We start from the raw sequence: 13505 nt of genomic DNA on the forward strand, positions 1-13505 counted from the left end.
ACCAATGTGGGAGCGAGCTTGCTCCGGGCGGCGCTCCGACGATGGCGACCTGACAGGCACTAGAGAATCACCTTGGCACGCCGCAACTGTTCGATCCGCTCAATGCTAAACCCCAACTCCCCCAACACCTGATCCGTATGTTGCCCCAGCGCCGCACCGATATGCTTCGGCTCTGGCAAACCATCGGAAAACTTCAACGGACACGCCATCTGCGCCTGGGTCGAGCCATCGCCACGGGGCACGTCGGTCACCAACTCCCGCGCCTGCAGCTGCGGATGACGCAGCGCTTCTCCCAGGCTCAACACTGGCTCGACACAAGCATCCAGCTCCGCGAAAAGCGCGCACAACTCGGCAAAGTCATACTTTTCAAATTCGACCTTCAGCGCGGCTTTAAGCAGTTGCTGATGCGCCGCAGACAGGCCGAGGCCGGCCAGTTCCTCAAGCCCCAACGCCGCGCACAACTGTTTCATGAATGCCGGTTCCAGGCTGCCCACCGACAGCCAGCGCCCATCCCGGGATTGGTAGTAGTCGTAGAAGCTGCCGCCGTTGAGCACCTGGTCTTCCGGCCCCGGCTCGACGCCACAGGCCAGATACCCGGCGCCTGCCAGCGCATTCAGGCTGAACGCGCAGTCGGTCATGCTGACATCCAGGTGCTGGCCCTGACCGGTTTGCTGCCGGGCAATGACCGCAGCCAGCAAGCCTATCACCCCGTGCAGCGAACCACCGGCGACATCCGCCACCTGCATGCCCAACGGCAGCGGCCCACTGTCGGCACGACCTGTGTAACTCGCCACCCCGGACAGGGCCAGGTAGTTGATGTCATGGCCGGCGCGGTCCTTGTAGGGGCCGGTCTGGCCGTAGCCGGTGATCGACACATAAATCAATTTGGGATTGATCGCCTTCAGGGCTTCGTAGCCCAGGCCCAGACGTTCCATGACACCCGGGCGAAACTGCTCGAGCACAATGTCGTAGTCCTGTAGCAACGACCTGATCACCTCAAGCGCCTCAGGCTGTTTGAGGTCCAGGGCGAGGCTGCGTTTGTTGCGGTTGAGGTAGGCATGACTGGCTGACACGCCTTGATCATGGGGCGGCAACACCCGCAGCAGATCCATGCGGGTCGGTGATTCGATGCGCAGCACCTCGGCGCCCATGTCCGCCAGCAGCAACGAGGCGAACGGCCCCGGCAGCAGTGTCGAGAAATCCAGAACCTTGAGTGATGCCAGTGGACCGAGCATGAGCGTTCTCCCTATACGATGCCCCCAGACTAGGCAGCCGAACGCATTGCAGCAATCACCTTATACGCCACGAGCAGTGACCGTTACGCTCAATCGCCGGGCATGAAAAAACCCGCCGAAGCGGGTTTTTTGATTACAACAAGGCTTACTTGGCGTTAGTCGGGGTTACCCCTTCGACGTGGCCCAGAACATCGTCTTTAGGCTCGTCGGCAATGCCGCGACCGCCCGAAGCCAGTTCGGCTTGCAGCACGTCGGTGTCCAGTTCCTTGACCCACTTGGCCACAACGATGGTGGCCACGGCGTTGCCGACCAGGTTGGTCAGTGCACGGGCTTCGGACATGAAGCGGTCGATACCGAGGATCAGCGCCAGGCCGGCGACCGGCAGGTGGCCGACGGCGGACAGGGTCGCAGCCAGTACGATGAAACCGCTACCGGTCACACCCGCAGCGCCTTTGGAGGACAGCAGCAACACCACCAGCAGGGTGATCTGGTGCGTGATGTCCATGTGGGTGTCGGTAGCCTGGGCAATGAACACCGCGGCCATGGTCAGGTAGATGGCAGTACCGTCGAGGTTGAACGAGTAGCCGGTCGGAATCACCAGGCCTACCACGGATTTCTGCGCACCCAGACGCTCCATCTTGACCAGCATGCGTGGCAGCACCGATTCCGAAGAAGAAGTACCGAGCACGATCAGCAGTTCTTCACGGATGTAGCGGATCATCTTCAGCACGCTGAAGCCATGCATGCGAGCGATGGAGCCCAGCACGATCAGGATGAACAGCAGGCAAGTGATGTAGAAGCAGGCCATCAGTTGACCCAGTTGCACCAGCGAGCCGACACCGTAGGCACCGATGGTGAAGGCCATGGCACCGAAGGCACCGATCGGCGCGAGCTTCATGATCATGTTGATGATGTTGAACATCACATGGGCGAAGCGATCGATGAAGTCCAGCAGCGGCTTGCCGTAGGCACCCAGGCGATGCAGGGCGAAACCGAAGATCACCGAGAACATCAGCACTTGCAGGATGTCGCCCGTGGCGAATGCGCCAACGATGGTGGCCGGGATCACATTGAGGAGGAAGCCGATGACACTTTGATCAGCACCAGCCGCTACGTAGGTAGCGACTTTGGAGGCATCCAGGGTGCTTACGTCGATGTGCATGCCAGCGCCTGGCTGCACGACGTTGACCACGACCAGCCCCACCAGCAAAGCGATGGTCGAAACGATTTCAAAGTAAAGGAGTGCGTAACCGCCAGTCTTGCCGACCGCTTTCATGTCCTGCATGCCGGCGATTCCGCTGACGACGGTGCAGAAGATGATAGGGGCGATGATCATTTTGATCAGTTTGATGAACCCGTCACCCAGCGGTTTTACCGCCACACCGAGCTGCGGATAGAAGTGACCGAGCAAAATACCGATGACAATTGCAACGATCACCTGGAAATACAGGGATTTGTACAGTGGCTGACGAGTCGTCATTGCAAAGTTCCTCAAGGGTGCCCGGTGACAACATCCATCTGTTGCCCGCAACACCGCAATTGCGAACCCTCCTGCACTGGAGGGATTTGTTTTTTCGAGCTGCGCATCGGCAGGCATCTGCACGTTGTATCGCAAGGCCCGTGCCACCTTCCCTAAAAGCCCTGCAAGCCTTTTGATAGCAGGGGTTGCAGCGAATTCCCTGTCACCGAACGGTTACAAGCATATGGCGGATTTCCGCCCTTCCATTAAAAGTCGTCCTGTTATTTGGCGGATATCCGCCCTGTTCATGCCCACGGTGCGCAGCTAACATCCGTCGATCAACGGTCAGATCTGCTGCCATGCGCGAACGCACCATCGCCAGTCATTTCGCCCGCGCCGCCCTTGGTGGTGCGCGTCGGCACGGCTACGACTATTGCGGCGTGCTACAACAACTGGGGATCAGCCCCGAGTTGCTGGACGAGCCCCGGGCACGCATCGCGCCTGAGCAATTCACCCAACTGATCCAGGCGTTATGGCTGGCGCTGGACGACGAGTACCTGGGGTTCGGGCAAACCCCAAGCAGGCCGGGCAGCTTCGCGATGATGTGCCATGCCGTGATTCACTGTCGCAACCTGGATAAGGCACTCAATCGCGGCTTATTGTTTTATAGCCTATTCCCCGGGGCTCCGCGTTTGACCCTGAGCCGAGAAGATGAATGGGTGCGCCTGAGCCTGGACGATTCGCAACTCTGGGACCCCGATCATTTCCTCAGCGAAAGCCTGCTGGTGATCTGGCACCGTTTCGGCAGCTGGCTGATCGGCCAGCGCATTCGCCTGGAACAGGCCTCGTTCAGCTACCCCCGGCCCGAACACGGCGCCGAGTACGACCTGTTGTTTTCCTGTCCGCTTGAGTTTTCCAGGCCCCAGAGCAGCCTGTTGTTTCACAGCCGCTACCTGGCCATGCCGCTGTTGCAGGACGAACGCACCCTCAAGCATTTCCTCGATCGCTCCCCCGCCGACCTGCTCTCGCGCCCGGATGACGGCGACAGTTTGAGCAGCCGCCTGCGGCGCTTGCTCAGTCGCGACAGTTCACGCTGGCCCGACCTGGAAGCCGTGGCCGCCCACCTGCACATCAGCCCGCAGACCTTGCGCCGACATTTGCGGGAAGAGGGGTCGAGCTTTCAGGAATTGAAGGACCAGTTGCGCCGGGACATCGCGATTTATCACCTGAGCCGCGCTGACCTGTCGTTGCAACAGATCGCCGAGCAGTTGGGGTTTTCCGAACCGTCGGCGTTTCACCGGGCGTTCAAGAAGTGGACGGGGCTGACACCGGGGGCTTATCGGGCGCAGGAGAGCTGAGTTTCAGCACCCGCGTTGCGCGGTGATCACTGGTGTCATCTCGAACACGCTCGAAAATACCCCGTCCAGGTTTTGCGAACGCTTACTCTAAAGGCGGGATGATCAGTGACAAGCCAGGATAAATTCTATCTGGATGATCCAGCACCGACCTGTTCGCATTAAAGATCAGTGGGTACCTGGCAGCATCACCATAAAACTCTCTGGCAATTCTGGATAATGTATCGCCCCTGACAACCACATACATATTCAACTGACTGACCGGCGGAATGGCCAGTGTGGCCGGTGATTCGAAATCCACATCGCCCAGCAGGTTTATTTGTCCGATGAACCTGCCAAGATTATTGGCCGTGGTCGCGTGTATGTCATGCATGAGCACAATGGAGTTCTTTCTTTTCCTTATTTGCTCAACACCATGGGATACCCAGCCCCCCGGTTGGTAGTTGCCGTTCCAGTCCTGGGTATCCACGCTCCAGAGAACCTGCCGGTACCCCAATTCGGCGACAGTGCGATCGACCATCGCATCGTGAGCGCCATAAGGCGGCCTCATGATCAGGTCCGGCTGCTGATAGGGAGTCAGTGCCTGCTCCGTCTTTTTGATTTGATCGATGATGGTGTCTTTGTCCTGGCCGACCAGCCTTAGATGATCGTAAGTGTGATTGCCGATCCGGTGCCCTTCGCCCAGGATGCGTTTGATACGCTCGCCATGCCTGGCAACCAGATTGCCAACGATAAAAAACGTTGCCTTGATATCAAACAGCTCCAGTGTTTCGAGCACGGTTTCGGTCTGGGTTTGCCGAGGACCGTCGTCAAACGTCAGCCAAACTTTCTTCCTTTCCATTTTTATCTCCTTTGGTGGCTTGTAACGCTTCAACCCATATCCGCTCATGCACCACCCCAGGCTCTGTGTGTGTGCATGTCGTGAACAAGGCGAGGCTTATTACCTGCCACCCAGCGGCTGAGCGCCAACAAAACATTGTTGCCGGTCGTTTAACGCTTGATGCCCGCTGCGGCCCGAAAATATCACTATCGAATACCCGTTCAAACCACCGGAAAAAGAATCCGGAACGCCGCACCGCCCATCGGTGAATCGCCCAAGGTCAGCTTGGCGCTGTAGCTCTCGATGATGTCCTTGACCACCGCCAGGCCGATGCCCTGCCCCGGGTGCTGGCGATCCAGACGCTCTCCGCGTTCGAGAATCCGTGCGCGCTGATTTTGTGGTACGCCGGGGCCGTCATCCTCGACACACAACTCGGTGCCGCTGAGAGTTTCACGCACACTGATGCGTACTTCGCCCAGGCACAGGCGATAGGCGTTTTCCAGCAAATTGCCCATCATCTCCAATAGGGCGCCTTGCTCGATCGGTACGTAACACGGGTCGGGCAAATCGAACGCGACGTGCACGCGCTTGTCGCGATAGACCTTGTCCAGTGTGTCGCACAGGCTTTTCAATACCGGGTGCAAGCGCACCTGATGACGTACCAGACCACTTTTGCGCAGGCTGGCGCGCTGCAATTGGTAGCTGATCTGCTGGCTCATGCGTTCGATCTGGGTTTGCAGCACCCAGGCCTGATCGCGATCCTCAGGACGCTGGGCCAGGTCTTCACTGACGCCTTGCAGCACCGCCAGCGGCGTTTTCAGGCTATGGGCCAGGTCATCGAGGGAATCACGGTAGCGACTGCGCTGCTCACGCTCACTGTGCAGCAAACGGTTGAGAGAACCGGTCAGGCGCAGCAATTCCCGGGGATGTTCCTCACTGAGGCTTTCGCGGGTGCCACCTTCGATCTGGTCCAGCTCCTGGCTCAAGCGCCGCAATGCCTGCAAGCCCCAGGTCAGACCGATCCACAGCAACGCCAGCAGCACCAGCAGTGCCGCGCCAAAACCCAGATAAAGATTTTCCCGAAGGCCTTCGAGGGTCAGTTCGTACTCGCGAACGGGCTGCAGCGCCACGATGCTGAAGGCCGCACTTTTGCCGCCGAGCAACTTGACCTCGACGTCGTAGACAAAGAACTCCTGGCCATTGGCTTCGCGAATCCGCGCAAACTCGCTGCCACGCCCGTCGTAGCGCGGCTTGTAATTGATGCGTTCTTCCTGGGTCGCCTTCGAACGCCAGACCAGATGCCCTTCCCGGTCATAGATGTAGCCAAGCAATCGGCTGTCGGTGAGGTTGAAGCGTTCGTCAGGCAATTGCGCCGGCATCTGCAGGCTGTTGTTCTCCACCCGGGCGGCGGAGATCAACGTGGTCACGTCCGATGCCAGACGCTGCTCGATGGAGTCCTGCAAGGCCAGGCTGAAGGCACCCTGCATCGCCGGCAGCAGCGCCAGCATGAACAAAACCGCCAATAGCGTGGCGGCGAGCATCAAGCGAATGCGCAGCGAGCGAATCAAGTGCAACGCTCATTGAACAGGTAGCCCAGGCCGCGCACGGTGTCGATCGGTTTGAACCCGCCCGGCCCCTCCAGTTTGCGGCGCAGACGGCCGACCAGCACCTCGATCACATTCGGATCGCGCTCGTCGTCATCCGGGTAGAGCTGTTCCATCAAGCGGTCCTTGGGCACCACTTGCTGGTGATGGCGCATCAGGTATTCGAGGATGCGGTACTCATACGCGGTCAGTGCCAGCGGCTGTTCATCGAGGGACGCCTGCTTGCGGTTCAGATCCAGCAGCAACGGGCCAGCGACGATGGTCGACTGGGTGAAACCGCTGGAGCGGCGCAGCAAGGCATTCAGGCGGGCCTCCAGTTCTTCGAACTGAAACGGCTTGACCACGTAATCGTCGGCACCGGCGGCCAGGCCTTCGACCTTGTCCTGCCAGTTGCCGCGCGCGGTGAGGATCAGGATCGGGAAAGTCTTGCCACTTGAGCGCAACTGGCGGATCAGGTCGAGGCCGCTCATGCCCGGCAGCCCGAGGTCGATCACCGCCAGGTCAAAGTTGAACTGCGCGGTCTGGTACAGCGCCTCCTCGGCGTTGGCCACGGACTCGACCACGTGGCCGCTCTCCGTCAGGCGGGTTTTCAGGTGATGACGCAGCAACGCTTCATCTTCGACGACCAGCAGTTTCATAACGCTCTCCCGGGCAAATCAACATCTCCAGAGGCGCAACGTCGCACCTCAATAGCTAACACGGCAACGCTGGATCAACCACCACGGTTGATCCAGCGCAGGCTGCTCACGAAACGCTAGTCAAAAAGCGTAGTTGGCGGACAGGTAAGTCTGGGCGCTGCTGGTCAGGTCCAGCGAACCCTGCTTGCTGCCACCGCGCGCACTCATCTCGGTGCTGGCGTTGCTGCGCAGGTAACGGTAACCCAGTTCCACCGAGGTGTTCTGCGAAACCTGTTGCAGCACACCCACCTGGCCACCGATGGCATAGCCGATATTGCTGTCGCGGCTGAAGCCTGGCGACTCCTGAGTCATTTTGGTCAGGCCGGCCGTGGCGCCACCGAACAGTTTGGTGCCGCCGCCCACCGGGTAGAACAGATCGTAGCTGCCCAGGAGGTTTTCCTGACGCAGTTTAATGCCATTGTGCGAGCCCGACACGTTGTCGTAGGTGGCGTAGTACCGGCCCTTGGTATTTTGCTGGCCCAGACGAACACCCCAGGTAGTGTCCTTGCCGATCACGCCATCGGCATTCGGCTGATTAAGGTTGTCGTTCAGGGCGTGGGACTTTTTGACCTTGTCGCTGGTCTGTCCAAGAGTAAGGCTGGCGAAGTTGTCGTTGGACGCGAAGGCTGCAGTGCTTGCGCCCAGAACCGTGATTGCCAGAAGCAGTTTTTTGAATCCAGTCATTGGGGAGTTTCCTTATGTGCCGTTTGTTTTTTGGGTACGGGGCAAGGTTACGCACCCCGCCCTGAACTCCCCCTGAACGCACCCTGAACCTGGGCTGAACCGCCCCTTCCCGATGTTTCGACACGTTTCAACAGGAGTTCCGACCATGCGCATGTTCTTCGCCGTCCTCCTACTGGCCTTGAGCGGGCTCAGCCAGGCCGCCATCCAGACCCGGGAAATCCCCTACCAAAGTGCCGATGGCACGAAAATGATCGGCTATTACGCTTATGACGATGCCATCAAAGGCCCGCGCCCCGGGGTCGTGGTGGTGCATGAGTTCTGGGGCCTGAACGACTACGCCAAGCGTCGCGCCCGGGATCTCGCCGGCCTGGGCTACAGCGCCTTGGCCATTGACATGTACGGCGACGGCAAAAATACCGAGCATCCCAAAGACGCCATGGCGTTCATGCAAGCCGTGGCAAAAGACAGTGCCGTGTCGAGCGCGAGGTTTCAGGCCGGGCTCGACCTGCTGAAAAAACAACCGCAAACCGATCCGCATAAGATCGCCGCCATCGGCTACTGCTTCGGCGGTGGCGTGGTGCTCAATGCCGCAAGACAGGGTGTGCCATTGGCAGGCGTGGTGAGTTTCCATGGCGCGCTGGCGACCAATACACCGGCAACGCCAGGCAGCGTCAAGGCGAAGATCCTTGTGGAACACGGGGCGCTGGACAGCATCGTCACCCCGGAAAACATCACGGCCTTCAAGAGCGAGATGGACAAGGCCGGCGCCGACTACAAATTCGTCAGCCTCGACGGCGCCAGGCACGGCTTCACCAATCCGGATGCCGACCGGCTAAGCCATGGCGATCATGGCGGGCCGGACATTGGCTACAACAAGGCCGCGGATGAAAAGTCGTGGGCGGACATGCAGGCGTTTTTCAAGAAAATCTTCAGCTGACACCGTGCTCTGTGGCGAGGGGTCTTGCGCCCTCGCCACAAAAGCCATCTGCCACTATCCAGTCCCAAGGCAACCCGGCAAAATGTCCGACATGAATTCAGCCCCCGCCCTGCCCGTCTGCTGCACGCCCCTCGATGACCATTGGCCGCTGCCGTTTGTGCTGCCCGATACGGTCCTGCTGGGTACTCACTTCGATAGCGCCCGACTGGCCAGCGATGATTTTCAGCGCAGCGCCGTCGAAGCGCCGGCGAGCATCCAGCGCTCGGTGGCCAAACGGCAGACGGAGTTTCTCGCCGGACGGGTGTGTGCCCGGGCCGCGTTACAGCGGCTCGAAGGTTTGAGCTTCATTCCGGCCATCGGTGAAGACCGGGCGCCGGTCTGGCCTGCTCATATCACTGGCTCGATCACCCATAGCACTGGCCGGGCCGCGGCGATCGTGGCGAACAAAAGCCATTGGCGCGGCCTGGGCATGGATCTGGAAAACCTGCTCAATGCCGAACGGGCCGAACGTCTGGCCGGGGAAATCCTCAATCCGCCGGAGCTACAGCGCATGGCGGCAGGTGGTCACGATCAACGGGCATTGCTGGTCACCCTGACCTTCTCGGTCAAGGAAAGCCTGTTCAAGGCGCTCTATCCGATCGTTCAGCAACGCTTTTATTTCGAACACGCCGAAGTGCTGGAGTGGCGTGAGTCGGGTGAGGTGCGGTTGCGACTGCTCACTGACTTGTCCGGCGAATGGCGCAACGGCACCGAGCTGGATGCGCAGTTCGGGGTCAAGGATGGGCAGTTGTTGAGTTTGGTCAGCATCAAGGCCTGAGGTTTATTGGCGCCTGTTCGGGCCCCATCGCGAGCAAGGTCGCTCCCACACTGGATCTATGTCACACCACAAATCCCCAGCCCATGCCCGCCTGACGCCCGGGTACGGCTGTCGTCGAGACGCAGGAACGGCGTAAAGATCTTCTCCCACGCTGACTCCGGCACACCCGGCCCATCATCTTCGATATCCACCCGGCATCGCTGCTGCCCCACCTGATAGCTGATGGTCACCCGTGATTGCGCGTGGCGCATGGCATTGCTCACCAGGTTCTGGATCGCCCGGTGCAGATAACGCGGTTCAGCCTCGACCCAGGCGTCGTCGTTATCGGCGGCCGACAGGCACAAGCCGCGCTGTACCGTGACGTCGGCGCGCAACGGCGCCAGTTCTTCGATCACCTGATCGACCAAGGCGTCCAGATCGATTCGCTGAAAGTTCAGCGCCGGCGAGCCCTGCTCCAACCGCGCGTAGGTCAGCATCTCGTCCACCAGCCGGTCGAGATCCTCGATGTCGTGGTCCATGCCCTGGCAGTATTTTTCCAGGGCTTGCGGCGTGGTGGCCGAACCGATCATCTCCAGGCCAAAGCGCAGGCGTGCCACCGGCGTGCGCAATTCATGGGACACCGCGCGCACCAGTTCGCGCTGGATCGCCAGCAACTGCTGCAAGTGCTCGGCCATGCCATTGAACGCCGAGGCCAGCCGCCCCACCGAGTCCGCGCCGCGCGCCGGCACGCGGGTTTCCAGACTGCCCTTGGCGATGCGCGTGGCGGCGGCCTCCAGGCCACGCAAGCGTCGCTCGAGCTGACGCACCAACAGATAAACGATCAAGCCGATCAGCGTCAGGCCCAGCGCGGCGATCAGCACCAGCCACTCCGGGGGATAAGGATTCATCTGATACAACGGACCGATTTCCAGGACCCACGGTGTGCCGACCATACCGGCGAACACCCGGATCGAATCGCCGCCCTTGCCCAGCGCCATCACAGTGTCGCCCTCGGACACCCGGCGACTCTGGTCTTCGTCCATGTCCGCCTCGTCAACCGTGACCAGACGCAGGTCGAAACCGAAGCCCTTGTCTTGCTTCAATTGCGCCAGGCGCATGGGCTGGTCGGCGACCGGGGTGCGCACCAGTTCATCGGTCAACAGGTAGATGGTCGCCCGGGCCAGTTGCTCGCTGATCTGCTGCACTTCCCCGGTGAGCATCAACTGTTCCTTGTCGCTGACCAGCTTGAATACCTTCGCCGCATGCGGGCCGGTCTGTTCCACCAGTGCCTGGCCGCGCAGCACACGAGTGCGCTGGGTCAGGTCGAGGTCGGTCTCGGCAAAGTTTTTCAGCGCCAGCGGAATGCCGAGCAGCCGCTCCCATACCAGCAAGGCCCGGTGGCGTTCGGTCTGGTTCATCGGTTGCAGGTTGTCGGCCATCAGCGTGAATGTGCCGTGGGCCAGGCGCTCGCGGTATTGCTCGCTGCGCACCTGATTGAGCAGGTGCAACGCCAGCACACCGAGCACCGCCACCAGAATCAGCGCAGCACACATGCCGCCATAGATACGCAGGAAGATCGAGTTCACAGGGTCTGGTCTACGCAAGCCTCGGGAACGAACAGATAGCCTTTGCTGCGCACGGTCTTGATCAGCCGTGGATGCTCCGGGTCATCACCGATCTTCGGGCGGATGCGTGAGATGCGCACATCGATGGAGCGGTCCTGACCGTCATAGCCGATGCCCCGCAGTGCGGTGAAGATCTCCTCCCGGGACAGAATGCGCCCGGCATTGGCCACCAACAGCCAGAGCAAGTCGAATTCGGCGCTGGTCAGCTCGATACCGTTGCCCTGCAACCAGGCTTCGCGCAAGGCGTTGTCGACGATCAACGGGCCGAACTGTAGACGCCGCTGTTTTTCCGGGGCGACTTCGGGCGTTTCACTGCGTCGCAGCAACGCCTGGATACGCGCCAGCAACAGGCGCGGGCGTACCGGTTTGCAGACGTAGTCGTCAGCGCCGAGGTCCAGGCCAAGAATCTGATCAGTGTCATCGGTGCGGGCGGTGAGCATCAGGATCGGGCCGTCATAGCGGGCGCGGACCTTGCGGCAAATGCTCAGGCCATCTTCGCCGGGGAGCATCAGGTCGAGGATCACCAGGTCCGGTTGTTCCTTGATGATGCGATTCGCAGCGAGCGCACCATCGCCTTCGATCGATACACGCAGGCCATTGGCTTCCAGGTAATCGCGGGTCAGTTCGGCCAGTCGCTGGTCGTCCTCCACAATCAATACCTGCCAGGCTTCTTGCTCCACGGGTGACCTCTGCTTGCCAAAACGCTAATAAGGAAGGATCCGCCCGTCTTTTTGTAATGATTCGGAGGGACAAATATGTATACACGCTGGGCCGATTGTATAAACGCCGCCCGTCGAGAACACAAGCGGGTAAATGCGTTCGGACGACGCGGTTTTTTGTGATAGGGTTCGCGCCCTTAAAAATCCGCCGAAGCATTTTCGATCATTGAAAAATGCTGAAAAAAGGTCCGGTCCAGCAAGGTCGCGGCCTACACGCCGATTCCCTCTTTCACACACAATTTACGCACAGGTTTATCCACAGGCAGTACGTTGCAATCGCCCCCCAAAACGCATTATCTTGTAGCCCGGCGCTAAAAAAACCCTAGATGTAGGGTTTTGCGCAAAAAAACCAAACACAAACCAGACACCAATTTCAAGCGCTTTTATTGCCTCTGTCCGGTTGAACCATACGTATTTTCGAAAGACCAAACCGCGCATGCGGATGGCTACTGTATTTCGGCCCAGAGTGGTGAAAACGGTACGGGTGTTGCAGTCCCAACTGTCACCTGCAAAGGACCAAGGTTTCAGGCCCAAGGCGTGAGACCAAAGACTTCGGCATGGAAGCGGCGCCCGATAAAGCCCCCTTCCTACTGTCCCGAAGTCGTTATGCCCGGCGCTCGCCGGTTGTAGTGCTTCAGGACGGAACGGTGGGCACCGTGATGGTGCCCAAACAAACATAGAGAATGTGGAGACACTCCCCCATGCAAACCGACACAACTCGCGAGAACCCGCAGGGCACCTTGCCGCAGGCCGCTGATTCGAATTCGGATCTGTCCGCCACCGCGCCTGGCCAACTGCGCGTGATCAAGCGTAACGGCACTGTCGTTCCCTACACCGATGACAAAATCACCGTCGCCATCACCAAAGCGTTCCTCGCAGTTGAAGGCGGCACCGCTGCTGCCTCGTCGCGAATCCACGACACTGTTGCCCGCCTGACCGAACAGGTCACCGCGACCTTCAAGCGTCGCATGCCATCGGGCGGCACCATCCACATCGAAGAAATCCAGGACCAGGTCGAACTGGCCCTGATGCGTGCCGGCGAGCAGAAAGTCGCTCGCGACTACGTGATCTACCGTGACGGTCGTTCGAAAGAACGCGCCGCCCACGCTCCGGCCGAAGAAGCGGTCAACGCTCACCCGTCGATCCGCATCACCCGTGCCGATGGCAGCCTGGCGCCGCTGGACATGGGCCGCCTGAACACCATCGTCACCGAAGCGTGCGAAGGCCTGGAAGAAGTCGACGGCGACCTGATCCAGCGCGAAACCCTGAAGAACCTGTACGACGGCGTGGCCCTGAACGACGTCAACACCGCCCTGGTGATGACTGCCCGTACCCTGGTTGAACGCGAGCCGAACTACTCGTTCGTGACCGCGCGCCTGCTGATGGACACCTTGCGCGGCGAAGGCCTGGGCTTCCTCGGTGTGGCCGAGAGCGCCACCCACCACGAAATGGCCGACCTGTACGCCAAGGCGCTGCCGGCCTACATCGCCAAAGGTATCGAGTTCGAACTGCTGAACCCTGTGCTGGCCACCTTCGACCTGGAAAAACTGGGCAAGGCGATCAACCACGAGCGCGACCAGCAATTCACCTACCT

11 protein-coding genes and 1 pseudogene are annotated in these 13505 nt (G+C 60.1%); 4 read left to right on the forward strand and 8 right to left on the reverse strand.

Annotated elements, in window-relative coordinates; translation table 11 throughout:
• Nucleotides 1-59 precede the first annotated feature (59 nt).
• Both ACXRVY_RS10095 and ACXRVY_RS10100 read right to left on the reverse strand, forming a co-directional pair.
• Nucleotides 60-1235 carry a CaiB/BaiF CoA transferase family protein gene (locus tag ACXRVY_RS10095; protein WP_223459740.1) on the reverse strand — a complete coding sequence of 392 codons (1176 nt, stop codon included), beginning with the start codon at nt 1233-1235 and terminating at the stop codon, nt 60-62.
• 145 nt (nt 1236-1380) lie between these two features.
• On the reverse strand, nt 1381-2715 hold the full coding sequence (locus tag ACXRVY_RS10100) for a dicarboxylate/amino acid:cation symporter (RefSeq protein ID WP_223459743.1): 1335 nt from the start codon (nt 2713-2715) through the stop codon (nt 1381-1383).
• Between the two features lie 338 nt (nt 2716-3053).
• Here ACXRVY_RS10100 and ACXRVY_RS10105 point away from each other — a divergent pair, with 338 nt between their 5' ends.
• Nucleotides 3054-4052, forward strand: a complete 999-nt coding sequence (locus tag ACXRVY_RS10105) for an AraC family transcriptional regulator (RefSeq protein ID WP_223459745.1) — start codon at nt 3054-3056, stop codon at nt 4050-4052.
• An 82-nt stretch (nt 4053-4134) separates the two neighbouring features.
• Here ACXRVY_RS10105 and ACXRVY_RS10110 read toward each other — a convergent pair whose 3' ends face one another.
• The 4 genes from ACXRVY_RS10110 to ACXRVY_RS10125 all read right to left on the reverse strand — a co-directional run bounded on the left by ACXRVY_RS10110 (nt 4135) and on the right by ACXRVY_RS10125 (nt 7834).
• Nucleotides 4135-4890, reverse strand: coding sequence for a polysaccharide deacetylase family protein (locus ACXRVY_RS10110; protein ID WP_223459747.1), 756 nt, complete (start codon nt 4888-4890; stop codon nt 4135-4137).
• 200 nt (nt 4891-5090) lie between these two features.
• Nucleotides 5091-6437 (reverse strand): ATP-binding protein, encoded by a 1347-nt coding sequence (locus ACXRVY_RS10115; protein ID WP_223459749.1) that lies wholly within the window; start codon nt 6435-6437, stop codon nt 5091-5093.
• Nucleotides 6434-7111 carry a response regulator transcription factor gene (locus ACXRVY_RS10120; RefSeq protein WP_108215270.1) on the reverse strand — a complete coding sequence of 226 codons (678 nt, stop codon included), beginning with the start codon at nt 7109-7111 and terminating at the stop codon, nt 6434-6436. The genes ACXRVY_RS10115 and ACXRVY_RS10120 overlap by 4 nt, the downstream gene beginning before the upstream one ends.
• A gap of 120 nt (nt 7112-7231) precedes the next feature.
• The gene (locus ACXRVY_RS10125) at nt 7232-7834 is read right to left on the reverse strand and encodes a hypothetical protein (protein WP_223459751.1); all 603 of its coding nucleotides are present in this window, start codon (nt 7832-7834) and stop codon (nt 7232-7234) included.
• 145 nt (nt 7835-7979) lie between these two features.
• On the opposite strand from ACXRVY_RS10125, the gene ACXRVY_RS10130 reads away from it, so the two are divergent.
• Both ACXRVY_RS10130 and ACXRVY_RS10135 read left to right on the forward strand, forming a co-directional pair.
• Entirely contained in the window at nt 7980-8771 is a 792-nt protein-coding gene (locus tag ACXRVY_RS10130) for a dienelactone hydrolase family protein (RefSeq protein ID WP_223459753.1), read from the forward strand.
• 91 nt (nt 8772-8862) lie between these two features.
• A complete protein-coding gene (locus ACXRVY_RS10135) occupies nt 8863-9588 on the forward strand; it encodes a 4'-phosphopantetheinyl transferase family protein (protein ID WP_223459755.1) in 726 nt (241 codons plus the stop codon).
• A gap of 71 nt (nt 9589-9659) precedes the next feature.
• Here the strand turns inward: ACXRVY_RS10135 and ACXRVY_RS10140 are convergent.
• Nucleotides 9660-11153, reverse strand: a pseudogene (locus ACXRVY_RS10140) (ATP-binding protein); the annotation flags it as partial.
• Complete coding sequence (locus ACXRVY_RS10145) at nt 11150-11872, reverse strand: response regulator (RefSeq protein WP_007980115.1); 723 nt, start codon at nt 11870-11872, stop codon at nt 11150-11152. The pseudogene ACXRVY_RS10140 and the gene ACXRVY_RS10145, both read right to left, overlap by 4 nt.
• Before the next feature lie 740 nt (nt 11873-12612).
• On the opposite strand from ACXRVY_RS10145, the gene ACXRVY_RS10150 reads away from it, so the two are divergent.
• Nucleotides 12613-13505: ATP cone domain-containing protein (locus ACXRVY_RS10150; RefSeq protein WP_458237333.1), on the forward strand; the 893-nt coding region annotated here is incomplete at its 3' end.

The organism is Pseudomonas sp. P5_A2_2 (genome assembly GCF_054177685.1).

Coding starts and splice junctions, on each gene's coding strand:
- ACXRVY_RS10095 (WP_223459740.1), bottom strand. CDS start 1,235: ATGCTCGGTCCACTGGCATCACTCAAGGTTCTGGATTTCTCGACACTG.
- ACXRVY_RS10100 (WP_223459743.1), bottom strand. CDS start 2,715: ATGACGACTCGTCAGCCACTGTACAAATCCCTGTATTTCCAGGTGATC.
- ACXRVY_RS10105 (WP_223459745.1), top strand. CDS start 3,054: ATGCGCGAACGCACCATCGCCAGTCATTTCGCCCGCGCCGCCCTTGGT.
- ACXRVY_RS10110 (WP_223459747.1), bottom strand. CDS start 4,890: ATGGAAAGGAAGAAAGTTTGGCTGACGTTTGACGACGGTCCTCGGCAA.
- ACXRVY_RS10120 (WP_108215270.1), bottom strand. CDS start 7,111: ATGAAACTGCTGGTCGTCGAAGATGAAGCGTTGCTGCGTCATCACCTG.
- ACXRVY_RS10125 (WP_223459751.1), bottom strand. CDS start 7,834: ATGACTGGATTCAAAAAACTGCTTCTGGCAATCACGGTTCTGGGCGCA.
- ACXRVY_RS10130 (WP_223459753.1), top strand. CDS start 7,980: ATGCGCATGTTCTTCGCCGTCCTCCTACTGGCCTTGAGCGGGCTCAGC.
- ACXRVY_RS10135 (WP_223459755.1), top strand. CDS start 8,863: ATGAATTCAGCCCCCGCCCTGCCCGTCTGCTGCACGCCCCTCGATGAC.